Origin of the sequence: Streptomyces sp. NPDC091416, from assembly GCF_044756845.1 — a bacterium.
Lineage (GTDB): Bacteria > Actinomycetota > Actinomycetes > Streptomycetales > Streptomycetaceae > Streptomyces.
In genome coordinates this window covers 79,936-94,081 of sequence record NZ_JBIVTU010000007.1, presented here as the reverse complement: position 1 = coordinate 94,081, position 14,146 = coordinate 79,936, and the positions used below count along the sequence as shown (strand labels likewise).

The window sequence follows — 14,146 nt, the reverse complement described above, 5'->3', positions numbered from 1 at the left end:
GCAGAGGCCGCCCGAGGGGCGGCCTTTCCCGTGTCCAGGGGCCGTTCCTCCCAGCTGATCCCAGTGGAAGGAACACCGCAGATGTCACCGCACACCGCATCGCACACGATCGTCCAGAGGCTCCTCGGCGACGACTGCCCGCCCTTCGCCCTGCTGCGCAGGCGCACTCCCGGCCACGACCACGACACCGTCGAGGTGCTGATCGGCCGGGTCCACGAGGCGGACCGGCTCGCCGACCTCCCCGTGGGTGAGCAACCCACGCTGGCCCTGGTGCCGTTCCGGCAGATCGCCGAGCGCGGCTTCGACGTCCGCGACGACGGCACACCGCTGACCGTGCTGGTCGCGGACGAGACATACGAACTTCCCCTCGCCGACACCCTGGACGCGCTTCCCGCCCATGCGGTGCGGGTCGAGGGCGGCGCCTTCGACGTGTCCGACGAGGAGTACGCGGGCACGGTGCGGCGGGTCATCGAGGACGAGATCGGCCGGGGCGAGGGCGCAAACTTCGTCATCCGGCGGACCTTCCGGGGCGAGATCCCGGGCTTCGGGCGGGCGGACGCGCTGGCCCTGTTCCGGCGGCTGCTGGACGGTGAGCGGGGGGCGTACTGGACGTTCGTCGTGCACACCGGTGGGGCGACGGGCGGGCGGACCCTGGTCGGCGCGAGCCCCGAGGTGCATGTGCGGATGTCCGGCGGGACGGTCGTGATGAATCCGATCAGCGGCACCTACCGCTACCCCGCCGAGGGTCCGACCGCCGAGAACCTGCTGGCCTTCCTCGGCGACCGCAAGGAGACCGAGGAGCTCTCCATGGTGGTCGACGAGGAGCTCAAGATGATGTGCACCGTGGGCGACATGGGCGGGGTGGTGATCGGGCCGCGGCTCAAGGAGATGGCCCATCTCGCGCACACGGAGTACGAGTTGCGCGGCCGTTCCTCACTGGACGTGCGGGAGGTCCTGAAGGAGACGATGTTCGCCGCGACGGTCACCGGCTCCCCCGTGCAGAACGCCTGCCGGGTCATCGAGCGGTACGAGTCCGGCGGGCGCGGCTACTACGCGGGCGCGCTGGCCCTGCTGCGGCAAGGGCCCGACGGTACGCAGACGCTGGACTCGCCGATCCTGATCCGGACCGCCGACATCTCGGCCCGGGGCGAGCTGCGGGTGCCGGTCGGGGCGACGCTGGTGCGCCACTCCGACGCGGAGAGCGAGGTCGCCGAGACCCACGCCAAGGCGGCCGGTGTGCTGACCGCGCTGGGGGTGCGGCCGGGGCGGCCGAAGGCCGAGGACGCGAGGCCGCGCCTGGCGGACGACCCCCGGGTACGGGCGGCGCTCGATGCCCGGCGGGAAGGGCTGGCGCCGTTCTGGCTGCGGATGCAGGAGCGCACCGACACGCTGTCCGGTCACGCGCTGGTGGTCGACGGCGAGGACACGTTCACCTCGATGCTGGGGCATCTGCTGCGTGCCTCGGGTCTCGATGTGTCGGTACGCCGCTACGACGAGCCGGGGCTGCGCGAGGCCGTCCGGGCGCACGAGGGGCCCGTCGTCCTGGGCCCCGGCCCCGGGGATCCGGGGGACGCGGCGGACCCGAAGATGCGGCTGCTGCGCGCGCTGGCCGCGGAGCTCGTACGCGATCACCGGCACGGGCTGCTCGGGGTCTGCCTGGGGCATGAACTGATCGCGGCGGAGCTGGGGCTGGACATCGTCCGCAAGACCGTCCCGTACCAGGGTGCGCAGACCAGGATCGATCTGTTCGGCCGCCCGGAGATCGTCGGCTTCTACAACAGCTTCACGGCGCGCTGCGACGACGCGACGGCCACCGAACTGGCGGCGCACGGCATCGAGGCGAGTCTGGACCCGGCGACCGGGGAGCTGCACGCGTTGCGCGGGGAGGGTTTCGCCTCGGTGCAGTTCCACCCGGAGTCGGTGCTGACGCTGCGCGGGTCGACGATCGTGAGCGAGCTGCTGGCAGGTCTTCCGGTACGCGGCTGACGCTGCCGCCGCCCGGCCCCGGAGAGGTTCTCAGGGTCCGGGCGGCGCCGGCACCAGGACGTTCTCGCTGCGGCGGCCGGCGAGGTAGTCGTCGACGTTCTGGACGGTGGCCGCGATGATCTGGCCCAGGGCGTCCTCGGTGTAGTACGCCTGGTGCGAGGTCACGAGGACGTTCGGGAAGGTGACGAGCCGGGCCAGGGTGTCGTCGTCGACGCCCTCCAGGGACTTGTCGAGGAAGAAGAGCCCGGCCTCCGCCTCGTACACGTCGAGTCCGACCCCCAGGAGCCGGCCCGCCCGCAACTGCCCGACCAGGGCCTCGGTGTCGATGAGTCCGCCGCGGCTGGAGTTGACCAGGATCGCGTCGTGCTTCATCAGGGCCAGGGCGTCCCTGCCGATGATGTGGTGGGTGGCGGGCAGCAGCGGAACGTGCAGGCTGATCAGGTCGGACTCGGCGAGGAGCTGTTCCTTGTCGACGTAGCGCATGCCGAGCTCGACGCAGGCCGGGTTCTCGGCGACGTCCCAGCCGAGCAGATTCATGCCGAAGCCGTGGGCGATACGGGTGAACGCCTCGCCGATCTTGCCGGTGCCGATGATGCCGGCCGTGCGGCCGTGCATGTCCCGGCCGAGGAGGCCGTCGAGCCGGAAGTCGAAGTCCCGGGTGCGGATCGTGGCGCGGACGACGCGGCGGTTGACCGCCATGGCGAGGGTCCAGGCGAACTCGGCGACCGAGTAGGGCGAGTACCAGGAGACCCGGGCGACCCGCAGGGCGAGGCGCTCGGCGACGTCCAGATCGATGTTGTTGAAGCCGGTGGAGCGCTGGGCGATCATCTGGGTGCCGCCGGCCGCGAGGGTCTGCAGGACCTTGCCGCCCAGGTCGGCGTTGACGCTGGTGGAGATGGCCTCGTAGCCCGCCGCGATGGGGGCGGTGTCCTGGTTCAGGAAGACGTCCAGGCAGCGCACCTCGTGCTTTCCGGCGAACGCCTTCTCGATCAGGGGCTTCTCGTCGGACTGCACACCGAAGGCCAGGATTTCCACGAAACGTCTCCCGTGACTGATGCGGGCTGGGGTCCTTCGTCCGGTCCGGGCGAAGGACCCCAGGTGCGGGGCCCGCCGCGGAAGCGGGACCCGCGGGGCCGGTCATCGCGAATATACGGCCCGTTCCTCCGGCTCGCCGCTCAGCCGAAGAAGACCCCCGCCTCCGCGTAGAGCGCCGGATCGACCGTCTTGAGGCGGGCGGTGGCCTCCGCGATCGGCACCCGCACGATGTCCGTGCCGCGCAGGGCGACCATCTTCCCGAAGTCGCCGTCGCGCACGGCCTCGATGGCGTGCAGCCCGAAGCGGGTGGCCAGCCAGCGGTCGAAGGCGCTGGGGGTGCCGCCGCGCTGGACATGGCCGAGCACGGTGGTCCTGGCCTCCTTGCCGGTACGGCTCTCGATCTCCTTGGCCAGCCACTCGCCGACGCCGGAGAGCCGGACATGGCCGAAGGAGTCGTGCGATCCGTCCTTGAGGACCATCTCGCCGTGGGCGGGCATCGCGCCCTCGGCGACCACCACGATCGGTGCGTAGCTCGCCCGGAACCGCGAGGTCACCCAGGCACAGACCTGGTCGATGTCGAAGCGCTGCTCCGGGACGAGGATGACGTTGGCGCCGCCGGCCAGCCCCGAGTGGAGGGCGATCCAGCCCGCATGGCGGCCCATCACCTCGACGACGAGGACCCGCATATGGGATTCGGCCGTGGTGTGCAGCCGGTCGATGGCCTCGGTCGCGATGTTGACGGCGGTGTCGAAGCCGAAGGTGTAGTCGGTGGCGGACAGGTCGTTGTCGATGGTCTTGGGTACGCCGACACAGGGGACGCCGTACGTGTCGGACAGGGTGGCCGCCACGCCGAGGGTGTCCTCGCCGCCGATCGTGACGAGTGCGTCGACCTCGTACTTGGCGAGGGTCTCGCGCACCCGGCGGACGCCCTGCTCGTCATTGAGCGGGTTGGTGCGCGAGGACCCGATGATGGTGCCGCCGCGCGGCAGGATGCCGCGCACGGCCGGGATGGAGAGCGGGACCGTCTCGCCCTCCAGCGCTCCGCGCCAGCCGTCCCGGAACCCGATGAAGTCGTAGCCGTACTCCTGCACGCCCTTGCGGACGATGGCGCGGATGACCGCGTTGAGCCCGGGGCAGTCGCCGCCCCCGGTCAGTACTCCGACCCGCATGAAGCATCCCTTCGCCGAAGTGAGCTCACTCCACTCCAAGCTAGGGGTGATCCAGGTCACAATGGGATGGGTCGTACGGTCAATTCCCTCGCAATGTGCGGGTGTTGATCTCAGACGTCGTCGAGGCCGCGTTCGATGGCGTACCGCACGAGCTCCACCCTGTTGTGCAGCTGGAGCTTGCCCAGGGTGTTCTGGACGTGGTTCTGGACGGTGCGGTGCGAGATGACCAGCCGCTCGGCGATCTGCTTGTACGAGAGTCCCTTGGCCACCAGCCGCAGTACCTCGGTCTCCCGGTCGGTGAGCTCCGGGGCCTTCGGCTCGTTCGACGCGACGGGCGCGGGTTCGGAGGCCAGCCTGCGGTATTCGCCCAGGACGAGTCCGGCCAGGCCGGGGGTGAAGACCGGGTCGCCGACGGCGGTGGAGCGGACCGCGTCGGTCAGCTCCTGTGTGCTCGCCGACTTCAGCAGATAGCCGGTGGCACCCGACTTGACCGCTTCCAGTACGTCGGCGTGCTCGCCGCTCGCGGAGAGCACCAGGACGCGCAGTCCGGGCTGGGATCCCACGAGTTCCTTGCAGACCTGGACGCCGGGCATCCCCGGCAGGTTGAGGTCGAGGACGAGGACGTCGGGGGTGACGGCGCCGGCCCGGCGGACGGCCTGCGGGCCGTCTCCCGCGGTCGCCACCACGTCGAAGCCCGACTCGGCCAGGTCGCGGGCGACGGCGTCGCGCCACATCGGGTGGTCGTCGACGACCATCACCCTGATGGGCCGCTGCTGCCCCGCGCCCTCTTCGTGTGCTCCGCTCATCGGACCGAACCCGCCTTCCCCCGTGAAACCTTCGGAACCTTCAATTCGACCTCGGTGCCCTGGCCGGGCACCGAGATCAGCTCTGCCGTACCGCCCAGATCGCGCAGCCGCCCACGGATGGAGAGGGCGACGCCGAGGCGTCCTTCGCCCTCGGCCTGGGCGAGCCGGCCCTCCGGGATGCCCGGCCCGTCGTCCCGCACCGTGACGATCACCTCGTCCGGCCAGTCCTCGACCAGGATCCACGCCTGGGCGCTCTCACCCGCATGCACCCGGACATTGTCCAGGGCCGCACCGACGGCCGCCGCCAGCTCCCCGGCGGCCGCGGGCGTGAGCAGCACCGGTGCGCCGGGTTCCGCGAAGGTGACCCGGGATCCGGCGTGCGGGGCGAGCAGGGCGCGCAGGTCGGTCTCGGCCGGGACCCCGGTCTCGTCGTCGTCCGTCTCTACGGTCCGCACCACGGCGCCCTCGGCCGCGTCCTCGGAGACGCGGGTGGGAGGCACCAGTCCGCTGGAGACCAGGGTGCGCAGGGCGACCTCCTGCTCCCCGGCCATCCGGCCCAGCTCGGCGGCCTCGCCGCCGATCGCGGTGCCCCGGCGCTGCACCATGGCGAGGACCTGGAGCACGCTGTCGTGGATGTCGCGGGCGAGACGCTCCCGCTCCCGGGTGGCGGCCTCGATCTCCAGGGCGCGGGCGAGGGTGCGCTCACTGGCGCGGGCGACCTCGACGACGTACCCGATGGCGATGGAGGCGACCCAGACCAGGAGGACGTTGTGCAGGGTGTCGCGGCTGGGTTCGGCGCGCTCGATCAGATTGGCGACGGCGACGAAGGTGGAGGCGAAGGCCGCCCACCGCCAGCCGCCCTTGATCGCGAAGGCCAGGACGGATCCGGCGGTCCAGATGGACGGCAGGGTCGGGCCGTCGACGTGCTGGGCCTGGAAGTCGGCGAGCGGGGTGACGAGGATGCCGACGAGCGCGAGCGTGAGGTCGGCGCCCAGGAAGCGCTTGGTGCAGGCCGCGGCGCCCGCGACCTTCGGCAGGGTGGCGAGCGTCCAGACGGTCATGACGGCCAGGAAGGCGACGGCCACCCACGGCCGGTCGTACTTCTCGCGCCCGAAGACGGCGAGCAGGATCGCGTAGAGCATCGTCAGGATGCGGTACGCGGTCAGGGCACGCCACAGCGGCTGCTCGACCGACATCCGCACCACGCGTACCCGCTTGGCCATGCTGTTCTCCCCCGCCCCCGCCGGACCGCCGCGCCCTCAGGCGTCGTCGCGGTCCGCTTCCGCGCCCGACGGCGCCTTCTTCGCAGCCTCGGCCCGTCGCTTCGCCTCGTCGGCGAGCTGCCGCTTGGCGGCGGTCGCGTAGATGTCGACGTACTCCTGGCCCGAGAGCTTCATGATCTCGTACATCACCTCGTCGGTGACCGAGCGCAGGATGAAGCGGTCGCCCTCCATGCCGTGGTAGCGGCTGAAGTCGAGCGGCTTGCCGATCCTGATCCCCGGACGCATCAGCTTCGGCATCACCTGGCCGGGCGGCTGGATCTTCTCCGTGTCGATCATCGCGACGGGGATGACCGGCGCGCCGGTGGCGAGTGCCACCCGGGCGAGGCCGCCGGGCTTGCCCCGGTAGAGGCGGCCGTCGGGCGACCGGGTGCCTTCCGGGTAGATACCGAACAGGCCGCCGCTCTCGATGACCTCGATACCGGCCTTGATCGCCGCCTCACCGGCCCCGCGGGCGCCCGAGCGATCCACCGGGAGCTGTCCGACGCCCTTGAAGAAGGCGGCGGTGAGCTTTCCCTTGACCCCGGGCGCGGTGAAGTACTCGGACTTGGCGATGAAGGTGACCTTGCGGTCCAGGACAGCGGGCAGGAAGAAGGAGTCGGAGAACGACAGATGGTTGCTGGCGAGGATCGCGGGCCCCTGTGCGGGGATGTTCTCCAGGCCCTCCACCCACGGCCTGAAGGCGAGCTTCAGAGACCCGCCGATGGAGAACTTCATAGCGCCGTAGATCAACTCGGGTGCCTCCTGTGTGCTGTCCGACAGACCTTAAGGCATGTGGCCGTCCCGGCCCCCGCCCGGCACGGGCGGGGTGTCCCCGGCCCCGGCCGGTGACGGCCCTGGTCGGTGTCGGCCCGGTCGCGTACGGTGAAGTAATCCTTCTGCACTCCCCCCTTTCGCTCCCTTTCGAGCCTCACGAACAGGAGACCCCGGTGCCGGTCCTTCCTGGAGCCGAGCCGTTCCGCCACGAGGGCGGAGAGGTCGGCGTCCTCCTCTGTCACGGATTCACCGGCTCCCCGCAGTCACTGCGCCCCTGGGCCGACCATCTGGCGGAGCGCGGGCTCACGGTCTCGCTGCCGCTGCTGCCCGGGCACGGCACGCGCTGGGAGGACATGCAGGTCACCGGCTGGCAGGACTGGTACGCGGAGGTGGACCGGGAGCTGCGGGCGCTGCTGGAGCGGTGCACGCAGGTCTTCGTGTTCGGGCTCTCCATGGGCGGCGCGCTGTCGCTGCGGCTCGCGGCCAAGCACGGCGACGCCGTCCGGGGTCTCGTGCTGGTCAACCCGGCCAACAAGGTGCACGGTCTCGCGGCGCACGCCCTTCCGGTCGTCCGCCATCTGGTGCCGACGACGAAGGGGCTGGTGAGCGACATCGCCCTGGAGGGTTCGCACGAGGTGGGTTACGACCGGGTGCCGCTGCACTCGGCGCACTCGCTGCGGAAGTTCTTCCGGCTGGTCGACGCCGAACTGCCCCAGGTGACCCAGCCGATCCTGGTCCTGCACAGCCCGCAGGACCATGTCGTGCCGCCGGTCGACACCGCCCGGATCCTGAGCCGGGTGTCGTCGACGGACGTCGAGGAGATCCTGCTGGAACAGAGCTACCACGTTGCGACGTTGGACCACGATGCGGAGCGGATCTTCGACGAGAGCTTCTCGTTCATCGGCCGCCTCGCCCCGAGCGTCGGAATGAAGGGGAGCACGTCCGGTGGCTGAGCACGACGCGGAGCGCACAGGCAGCGAGGAGGAGCGCGAACCCCTCCCCGCCGGGGGGACGGCCGTCCCCGACGAGGAGGGCGGTGCGCCGGCGCCGGAGAACGTGCCCGCGCCCGCCGGGGCGGAGGGTGAACGCCCGGTCGACGAGGACGCCGTCTGGAGGGCGATCGTCGAGGGGTACGGGGAGGAGCCGCCGGACCCGCCGGGTGCCAGGCCCTTCCGGTCCGTCGAGGACCTCGCGCTCCCGGAGGAGGACTCCGTCGCCCCGGACCCGGACAAGGGCCTCGGCAAGAGCCGGCCCAAGCCGCCGGAGAAGCCGCTCGGCAGCTCGGTGGTCTTCGCCCCGGGCGTCGGCGGTCCGCGCGACTACGAGCCGGCGGAGTCCGCCGAGGGCGACATCGACGACGATGACGACAGCGGCGAGGGGCACTTCGTGCCGCCGGAGCCGCCGCCGCTGCCGGAGGCCGACGTCACGGCGAAGTTCGCCTGGCTCGCGGTGATCGGCGGCCCCGTCCTGCTGCTGCTGGCGGTGCTGCTCCAGTGGGAGATGACCTGGTGGCTGACCACGGTCTGCGTCGGCGGCTTCCTGGGCGGTTTCGCGACGCTGGTGGCGCGCATGGAGCACGACGACGAGGACGGGGACGACCCCGGCCGCGGCGCGGTGGTCTGACCCTGCCCCGGTCCGGGGTGCGGGGCCCTTGGGCGGGCGGCAGTGGGGGCTTTGGCCTCGTCCCGGTCCGGCGCTGAGGGTTCCGTCCTCAAGCGCCGGACGGGCTTGGGTTGGTGCGGGTCGCTCCGCGGGGCTGCGGGTGCGCCCATGCCGGTGGTGGAGGTCCGGGGCCCCTCCCACCGGGTGTGAGCGGGCGGAGCCCGACGGGGAGACCGGCACATCTCAAGCCCGTCCGGCGATTGAGGACGGAACCGGCCCGCCGGATCAACCCGCATCCCGCCCGGGCGGCACCCGCAGCGCGGCCAGTACCGGCAGGTGGTCGGTGGCGGCCAGCAGGTCGGGCCGCCACACCCCGGGCAGCCCCGCCGGGACCCCGCAGCCCAGCACCTCGATGGAGCCGGTCGCGAAGACCGCGTCGAGCCGTTTGTGCGGGTCGTGCGGCGGGAAGGTGTGCTCGCCGCCCCGGGGCCGTACCGCCCAGCAGTCCTGGAGCCGGCCGGCGAGCAGGCCGAAGGCCGGTCCGCCCGGTACGTCGTTGAGGTCGCCGCCGACGATCACGTTCTCCACGCCCATCGCGTCGACCGTCTCCAGCAGGCGCCCGGCCTGGGCGAGGCGTTCCGTGCGGTCGAGGCTCAGATGGCAGCTCAGCACCCCGATCCTGGTGCCGGCGATCCGGACCACCGCGGTGGCGAAGCCCCTTCGGTGCAGGCCCGGGGTGAGCGGCAGCAGGATGTCCTCGGTGCGTTCCACCGTGGCGCGCAGCGAGCAGAGCAGCAGGGTGCCCGCCGCGGTGCCACCGCCGCCGAGGATCACCAGGTCGGTGCGGGCTGCCAGCCGGGCGGCGGCCTTGCGCCAGCGGAAGAAGCGCGGCGCCTCCTGGATGAGGACCAGATCGGGTGCGCAGGCGCGGATGACGCGGACCAGGGCCGCGAAGTCGTCGCGCATCGACCGGATGTTGTAGCTGAGCACCCTGACGACGGCCGAGCCGTCCTGCTCGGTGCGGGAGTCGGGCAGCGACATCATGGCCATGCGGTTCACGATACGGCGGACGCCCGCCACTCCCCGAGAAGGGCGCGACGGGCGTCCGGTGTGTCCGTGTCCGGTCGGATCAGCCCTGCCGGGCCAGGTCCGCCGCGCCCACGAGTCCGGCCTTACCGCCCAGTTGGGCCGCGAGAACCTGGGCGTGCGGGCGCCATTCGCCGCCGATCAGCCAGCGTCGGAACGACTTGCGGATCGGGTCGAGGACCAGTTCGCCCTCGTCCGAGACGCCGCCGCCGACGATGAAGGCGGACGGGTCGAAGAGCGAGGCGAGGTCGGCCAGTCCGGCGCCGGCCCAACGGGCCAGCTCGCGGAACGAGTCGACGGCCACCGGGCAGCCCTGCCGGGCGGCCTCGCTGATGTGCTTGCCCTCGATGCCCTCGACCGTGCCGTCGCCGAGCGCCAGCAGGATCGTGGCGTTCTCGGGCGTGGCGTTCGCGCGCTGCTTGGCGTACCGCACGAGAGCGCGGCCCGAGGCGTACTGCTCCCAGCAGCCCTGGCTGCCGCAGCCGCAGAGCAGCCCGTCCGGGACGACCCGGATGTGGCCGAACTCGGCGGCCACGCCGAAGCGTCCGCGGCGCAGCTTGTTGCCGATGATGATGCCGCCGCCGAGGCCCGTGCCCAGCGTGATGCAGATGACGTCGTCGTGGCCCTGGCCGGCGCCGAAGCGGTACTCGCCCCAGGCGGCCGCGTTGGCGTCGTTCTCGACGACCACCGGAAGGCCGACGCGCTGCTCGACCTTGTCCTTGAGCGGCTCGTGGCGCCAGTTGATGTTCGGCGCGAACAGCACCGTGGCCCGCTTGTCGTCGACGTATCCGGCCGCACCGATGCCGACCGCCTCGACCGGGTGTCCGTCGCTCGCGCCGGACACCGCCGCCGCGATGGCGTCCACGATGCCTTCGGCCGTCGGCGGGGTCGACACCTTGAAGGTCGAGAGGATGTGGCCCTCTTCGTCCACCACACCTGCTGCGATCTTCGTGCCGCCGATATCGACGCCGATGGTGAGTCCCATGAATCCCTCAGTTTCGGTCGAGCCCCGCTGGGGCAACCGTACCCGAGGCCGGGCCCCGTCCTGTCGGCGCCGGTCAGTCCAGGTCGATGTGTTCGCCGGCCCCGGGCCCCTCATCGCGGGGGTCGGTGGGGTCGTCCGCCTTCTTTTCTGTGCCTGCGGGGTCCCCCGCACCCTGGGTCCAGCGGCGTTCCTGTCCTTCGACCGCCGAGCGGTAGGCGGCCAGCAGTTCGCTGCCGGCTGCCGCAATGTGATCGAAAACGTCTGGATTACGTTCGATGACGGGCTCGACCGCGGACTTCGCCTGCTTGATGACCTGCTGGACGGCGCCCTGGGCGGCCACGCCGAACAGGGGTGTCTGGAGGGAGCCGAGCTTGTCGGCCACGGCGTCGACCAGCTTGCGCAGCTCCTCGGCCGCGGAGCCGGGCGGCGGGCCGTACTCGGCGCGGCGGCGGGCCTTCTCGGCGGCGAGGTCCTCGGCGCAGGCCTGCGCCCACGCGTCGTCGTCGACGGGACGATCGGTGGCTTCGCTCATGGCGGACTCCTGCGACGTGGTGACCGGCGGCCGGCAGCCGGGGCTTCTACCAACGACGGTACCCGAACGGTGGTACGCCGTTCAGCTCGTCCTCGGCCACAGTGCGGGGTCCGGTGTGAAGCGGACCCGCAGCACGCCGTCGGTGAGGGCGGCGCCGGAGACGGTGCAGCGGCGCAGGGCGGACTCCAGGGGCACGATGCGGTGGAAGGGTCCGACGGTGAGCAGCAGTTCGCTGCCCCGCCGGACGAGCTGGAGGTCCTTCTTGACGGCGCCGGGCAGGCGCAGGCACCAGACGAGTATGCCGTCGGCGCCGTCCTGTCCTTCGGGGGCTCCGGCCTCCTCGATCCACCAGGCGTCCTCGGCGCGCCCGCCCTCGCGGCCGTCCGGGGCCAGCGCCGGCGTGTCGTCCACGAGAGCGGTGAGGTCGCCGGGGCCCTGCGGATCGCGGCCGAGGTGGGGCAGCCGCAGCAGCGGGGCCTCGGCGGGCCGCTCCTCGTGCCAGTGGTCGAGGCACTTGTCCTGCTGTGCGGAGAGCGCGGCGAACCACGGGTCGGACGAGTGGCGCGGCAGCACCCGGTTGGCGACCAGGGCGTCGACCCGCAGCCCGTGCAGGGCGAGCCCGGTGCGGGCGGTGTGCAGGGCGTCCTCGGCGGCCGGGCCGGGCTCCGCGACCAGCCGGAGCGTCGTCGCGCGGTCCTCGATCAGCGCCTGGACCCCGGCCAGCTCGGCATCGCGCCGGGCCGCGGCCTCGTACAGCCACTGGGCGGGCATGGGCACACCGGCGAGTTGCGCGAGCATGGGGCGCAGGGCGCGGGCGGCCTGACGCTCCTGGGGCAGCAGCCTGCGCAGGTAGCGGCGCAGCTGCCCGGGCAGGGCCAGCAGGGCGAGGGCCTCGCGCAACGGCGGCAGATCGACGACGAGGAGGTCGTAGCCGTCGCGGGACCAGTCGCCCTGCGCGGCGCGGCGCAGGGTGTGCAGGAGGGCGAGTTCGTCGCTGCCGGGGAGTTCGGTGAGCTCCTCGCCGTCCAGACGGTTGCCGCCGAGCAGATCGAGCACGCCGGACAACTGGTCCTGGAGCGTGAGGAGTTCGCTGCGGAAGTGCGCACCGGAGTCGATCCGGACGGACCACAGGCCGCCGGTCACCGCGGTCGGTTCGGTGGCCGCGGGAAAGCCGGGTACGGCGTCGGCGGAGATCAGCAGGGTGCGGGCGCCGTCGCGGGCGCCGGCCAGTGCGGTGGCCGCCGCTACGGTGGTACGGCCGCCGCCGCCGGGGCCGGTGACCAGGACCGTACGCACCGGATCAGGCCTTCGGGACGGACTCGACACGCTTCTTGAGACCGGCCAGGGCGCGATCGATGATGACCTTCTCGGCCTTGCGCTTGATCATCCCGAGCATCGGGATCTTGACGTCGACGGTCAGCCGGTAGGTGACCTCGGTGCGGTCGCCGTCGCCGAGCGGCGCGAGCGCGTACGAGCCGTCGATGGCGCGCAGCATCTGGGACTTGACCAGGGTCCAGCTGACCTCGTAGTCGCCGATCCAGGTGTAGGCGAGGGTGTGGTCGTCCTTGATCGCTCCGGCGTCCAGGACGAGGCGGACCTTCTCGGCGCGGCCGCGGTCGTCGGTGCCGAGCACCTCGGCCTCCTTGACCTCGCCGGTCCATTCCGGATAGCGGTCGAAGTCGGCGATCACACCCATGACGTCGGCCGGTGCCGCCTCGATCGTGATGCTCGAGCTGGTGTGTTCAGCCATCGCTGTGGCCCTCCAGTGCGGTGTACCGGTCGATCGGCAGAGGCCTGCCGCCAGAAGGCTATCGCGTGAGCGCTGCGCCTCGTTCCAGGGCCCGGCCGGTTCGGACGGGGCGAGCGGTCACCATTCCAGCGCCCAGGGCCGGCCGGTCGAGGCGAAGTGGCCGACGTTCACGCACTCGGTGTCGCCGATCCGCATCCGGCGGGCCAGCGGCTGGTGGACGTGGCCGAACAGGGCGTAGCGGGGGCGGGTGCGGCGGATGGCGTCGAGCAGGGCCCGGCTGCCGCGCTCGAAGCGTCGGGCCACCGTGTCGTACGTCAGCTCCGGGACCTCGGGCGGAATGTGCGTGCAGAGCACGTCGACCGGACCGACCGCCTCGATCTTGGCCGCGTACTCCTCGTCACTGATCTCGTACGGGGTGCGCATCGGGGTGCGCAGTCCGCCGCCGACGAAGCCGAAGACGCGGCCGCCGATCTCGACGCGGTCGCCGTCCAGGACGGTGGTACCGGGTCCCGCGTATTCGGGCCACAGGCCGGGGATGTCGACGTTGCCGTAGGTGGCGTACGTCGGAGTGGGCAGGGCGGCGAACATCTCGGCGTACTGCTTGCGGACGGCGGCGACGATCGCGGCGTTGCGGTCCAGTCCCGCCCAGAGCTCGCGGCCGAAGTCCCGGGCCTCCTCGAAACGGCGTTCGGTGCGCAGGGCGACGATCCGGTCGGCGTTCTCGACGCCGAAGAGATCGGGGAAGATGCCGCGCGAGTGGTCCGCGTAGTCGAGGAAGAGCACCAGGTCACCCAGGCAGACGAGAGCGTCCGCGCCGTCCCCGGCGCGGGCCAGCGCCTCGGTGTTGCCGTGGACGTCGCTGACCACATGGACGCGGGTGCGACGTCCGGCGGACGCGCTCCGGCTGTTCGGTCCTGCTCGCATGACGATCACCCTAGGACCCCGGTGCCGAAGTGGGTAGAGGCGGCCGGACCTGCGGTTACCCCCGAGTGTTGAGCGAGGTGCATTAGTGTGCGGATGAGGACCACCGATATGTGTGACGCATAAGACATCTGGCCTGAACCCCCTATCCGGAACCGAGTACCGGTGGGTAACGTCCGGGTCAGTCCAGTCGTGCTCACCCCACTGAGCACCCCCGATCTTGGACCGCAGCCGGTGC

14 protein-coding genes are annotated in these 14,146 nt (G+C 71.8%); 3 read left to right on the top strand and 11 right to left on the bottom strand.

Annotated elements, in window-relative coordinates; translation table 11 throughout:
* Positions 1–81 precede the first annotated feature (81 nt).
* Complete coding sequence (locus tag ACIQMX_RS21580) at positions 82–1,986, top strand: anthranilate synthase family protein (RefSeq protein ID WP_402480286.1); 1,905 nt, start codon at positions 82–84, stop codon at positions 1,984–1,986.
* A 30-nt stretch (positions 1,987–2,016) separates the two neighbouring features.
* On the opposite strand, the gene ACIQMX_RS21575 is transcribed toward ACIQMX_RS21580, so the two are convergent.
* From ACIQMX_RS21575 to ACIQMX_RS21555, 5 genes are all read right to left on the bottom strand, one after another.
* Positions 2,017–3,021 (bottom strand): 2-hydroxyacid dehydrogenase, encoded by a 1,005-nt coding sequence (locus tag ACIQMX_RS21575; protein ID WP_402480283.1) that lies wholly within the window; start codon positions 3,019–3,021, stop codon positions 2,017–2,019.
* A 140-nt stretch (positions 3,022–3,161) separates the two neighbouring features.
* Positions 3,162–4,190, bottom strand: a complete 1,029-nt coding sequence (locus ACIQMX_RS21570) for a 6-phosphofructokinase (protein ID WP_363070367.1) — start codon at positions 4,188–4,190, stop codon at positions 3,162–3,164.
* A gap of 110 nt (positions 4,191–4,300) precedes the next feature.
* Entirely contained in the window at positions 4,301–4,996 is a 696-nt protein-coding gene (locus ACIQMX_RS21565; protein ID WP_328893475.1) for a response regulator transcription factor, read from the bottom strand.
* Positions 4,993–6,219: a MacS family sensor histidine kinase gene (macS, locus tag ACIQMX_RS21560; RefSeq protein WP_402480280.1), complete on the bottom strand. Its 1,227-nt coding sequence runs from the start codon at positions 6,217–6,219 to the stop codon at positions 4,993–4,995. Before macS ends, ACIQMX_RS21565 begins: the two co-directional genes overlap by 4 nt.
* A gap of 36 nt (positions 6,220–6,255) precedes the next feature.
* A complete protein-coding gene (locus tag ACIQMX_RS21555) occupies positions 6,256–7,008 on the bottom strand; it encodes a lysophospholipid acyltransferase family protein (RefSeq protein WP_363070363.1) in 753 nt (250 codons plus the stop codon).
* A 197-nt stretch (positions 7,009–7,205) separates the two neighbouring features.
* Here ACIQMX_RS21555 and ACIQMX_RS21550 point away from each other — a divergent pair, with 197 nt between their 5' ends.
* Positions 7,206–7,985, top strand: a complete 780-nt coding sequence (locus ACIQMX_RS21550; RefSeq protein ID WP_363070361.1) for an alpha/beta fold hydrolase — start codon at positions 7,206–7,208, stop codon at positions 7,983–7,985.
* A complete protein-coding gene (locus ACIQMX_RS21545; RefSeq protein ID WP_363070359.1) occupies positions 7,978–8,655 on the top strand; it encodes a hypothetical protein in 678 nt (225 codons plus the stop codon). The genes ACIQMX_RS21550 and ACIQMX_RS21545 overlap by 8 nt, the downstream gene beginning before the upstream one ends.
* Positions 8,656–8,919: 264 nt before the next feature.
* Here ACIQMX_RS21545 and ACIQMX_RS21540 read toward each other — a convergent pair whose 3' ends face one another.
* From ACIQMX_RS21540 to ACIQMX_RS21515, 6 genes are all read right to left on the bottom strand, one after another.
* The gene (locus ACIQMX_RS21540; RefSeq protein ID WP_402480276.1) at positions 8,920–9,684 is read right to left on the bottom strand and encodes an endonuclease/exonuclease/phosphatase family protein; all 765 of its coding nucleotides are present in this window, start codon (positions 9,682–9,684) and stop codon (positions 8,920–8,922) included.
* Between the two features lie 79 nt (positions 9,685–9,763).
* Positions 9,764–10,705 (bottom strand): ROK family glucokinase, encoded by a 942-nt coding sequence (locus ACIQMX_RS21535; RefSeq protein ID WP_148017700.1) that lies wholly within the window; start codon positions 10,703–10,705, stop codon positions 9,764–9,766.
* 73 nt (positions 10,706–10,778) lie between these two features.
* Positions 10,779–11,237 (bottom strand): DUF5304 domain-containing protein, encoded by a 459-nt coding sequence (locus ACIQMX_RS21530; RefSeq protein WP_363070355.1) that lies wholly within the window; start codon positions 11,235–11,237, stop codon positions 10,779–10,781.
* An 81-nt stretch (positions 11,238–11,318) separates the two neighbouring features.
* Positions 11,319–12,533, bottom strand: coding sequence for an ArsA-related P-loop ATPase (locus ACIQMX_RS21525; protein WP_363070353.1), 1,215 nt, complete (start codon positions 12,531–12,533; stop codon positions 11,319–11,321).
* Positions 12,534–12,537: 4 nt separating this feature from the next.
* On the bottom strand, positions 12,538–12,987 hold the full coding sequence (locus ACIQMX_RS21520) for an SRPBCC family protein (protein ID WP_148017697.1): 450 nt from the start codon (positions 12,985–12,987) through the stop codon (positions 12,538–12,540).
* Between the two features lie 117 nt (positions 12,988–13,104).
* Positions 13,105–13,911, bottom strand: coding sequence for a metallophosphoesterase (locus ACIQMX_RS21515; RefSeq protein ID WP_402480271.1), 807 nt, complete (start codon positions 13,909–13,911; stop codon positions 13,105–13,107).
* Positions 13,912–14,146: the final 235 nt, after the last annotated feature.

Bases quoted from the DNA above. Each gene is read 5' to 3' on its own strand.
- ACIQMX_RS21535 (WP_148017700.1), bottom strand. From the start codon at position 10,705: ATGGGACTCACCATCGGCGTCGATATCGGCGGCACGAAGATCGCAGCA.
- macS (WP_402480280.1), bottom strand. From the start codon at position 6,219: ATGGCCAAGCGGGTACGCGTGGTGCGGATGTCGGTCGAGCAGCCGCTG.
- ACIQMX_RS21515 (WP_402480271.1), bottom strand. From the start codon at position 13,911: ATGCGAGCAGGACCGAACAGCCGGAGCGCGTCCGCCGGACGTCGCACC.
- ACIQMX_RS21580 (WP_402480286.1), top strand. From the start codon at position 82: ATGTCACCGCACACCGCATCGCACACGATCGTCCAGAGGCTCCTCGGC.
- ACIQMX_RS21565 (WP_328893475.1), bottom strand. From the start codon at position 4,996: ATGAGCGGAGCACACGAAGAGGGCGCGGGGCAGCAGCGGCCCATCAGG.
- ACIQMX_RS21530 (WP_363070355.1), bottom strand. From the start codon at position 11,237: ATGAGCGAAGCCACCGATCGTCCCGTCGACGACGACGCGTGGGCGCAG.
- ACIQMX_RS21520 (WP_148017697.1), bottom strand. From the start codon at position 12,987: ATGGCTGAACACACCAGCTCGAGCATCACGATCGAGGCGGCACCGGCC.
- ACIQMX_RS21540 (WP_402480276.1), bottom strand. From the start codon at position 9,684: ATGGCCATGATGTCGCTGCCCGACTCCCGCACCGAGCAGGACGGCTCG.
- ACIQMX_RS21570 (WP_363070367.1), bottom strand. From the start codon at position 4,190: ATGCGGGTCGGAGTACTGACCGGGGGCGGCGACTGCCCCGGGCTCAAC.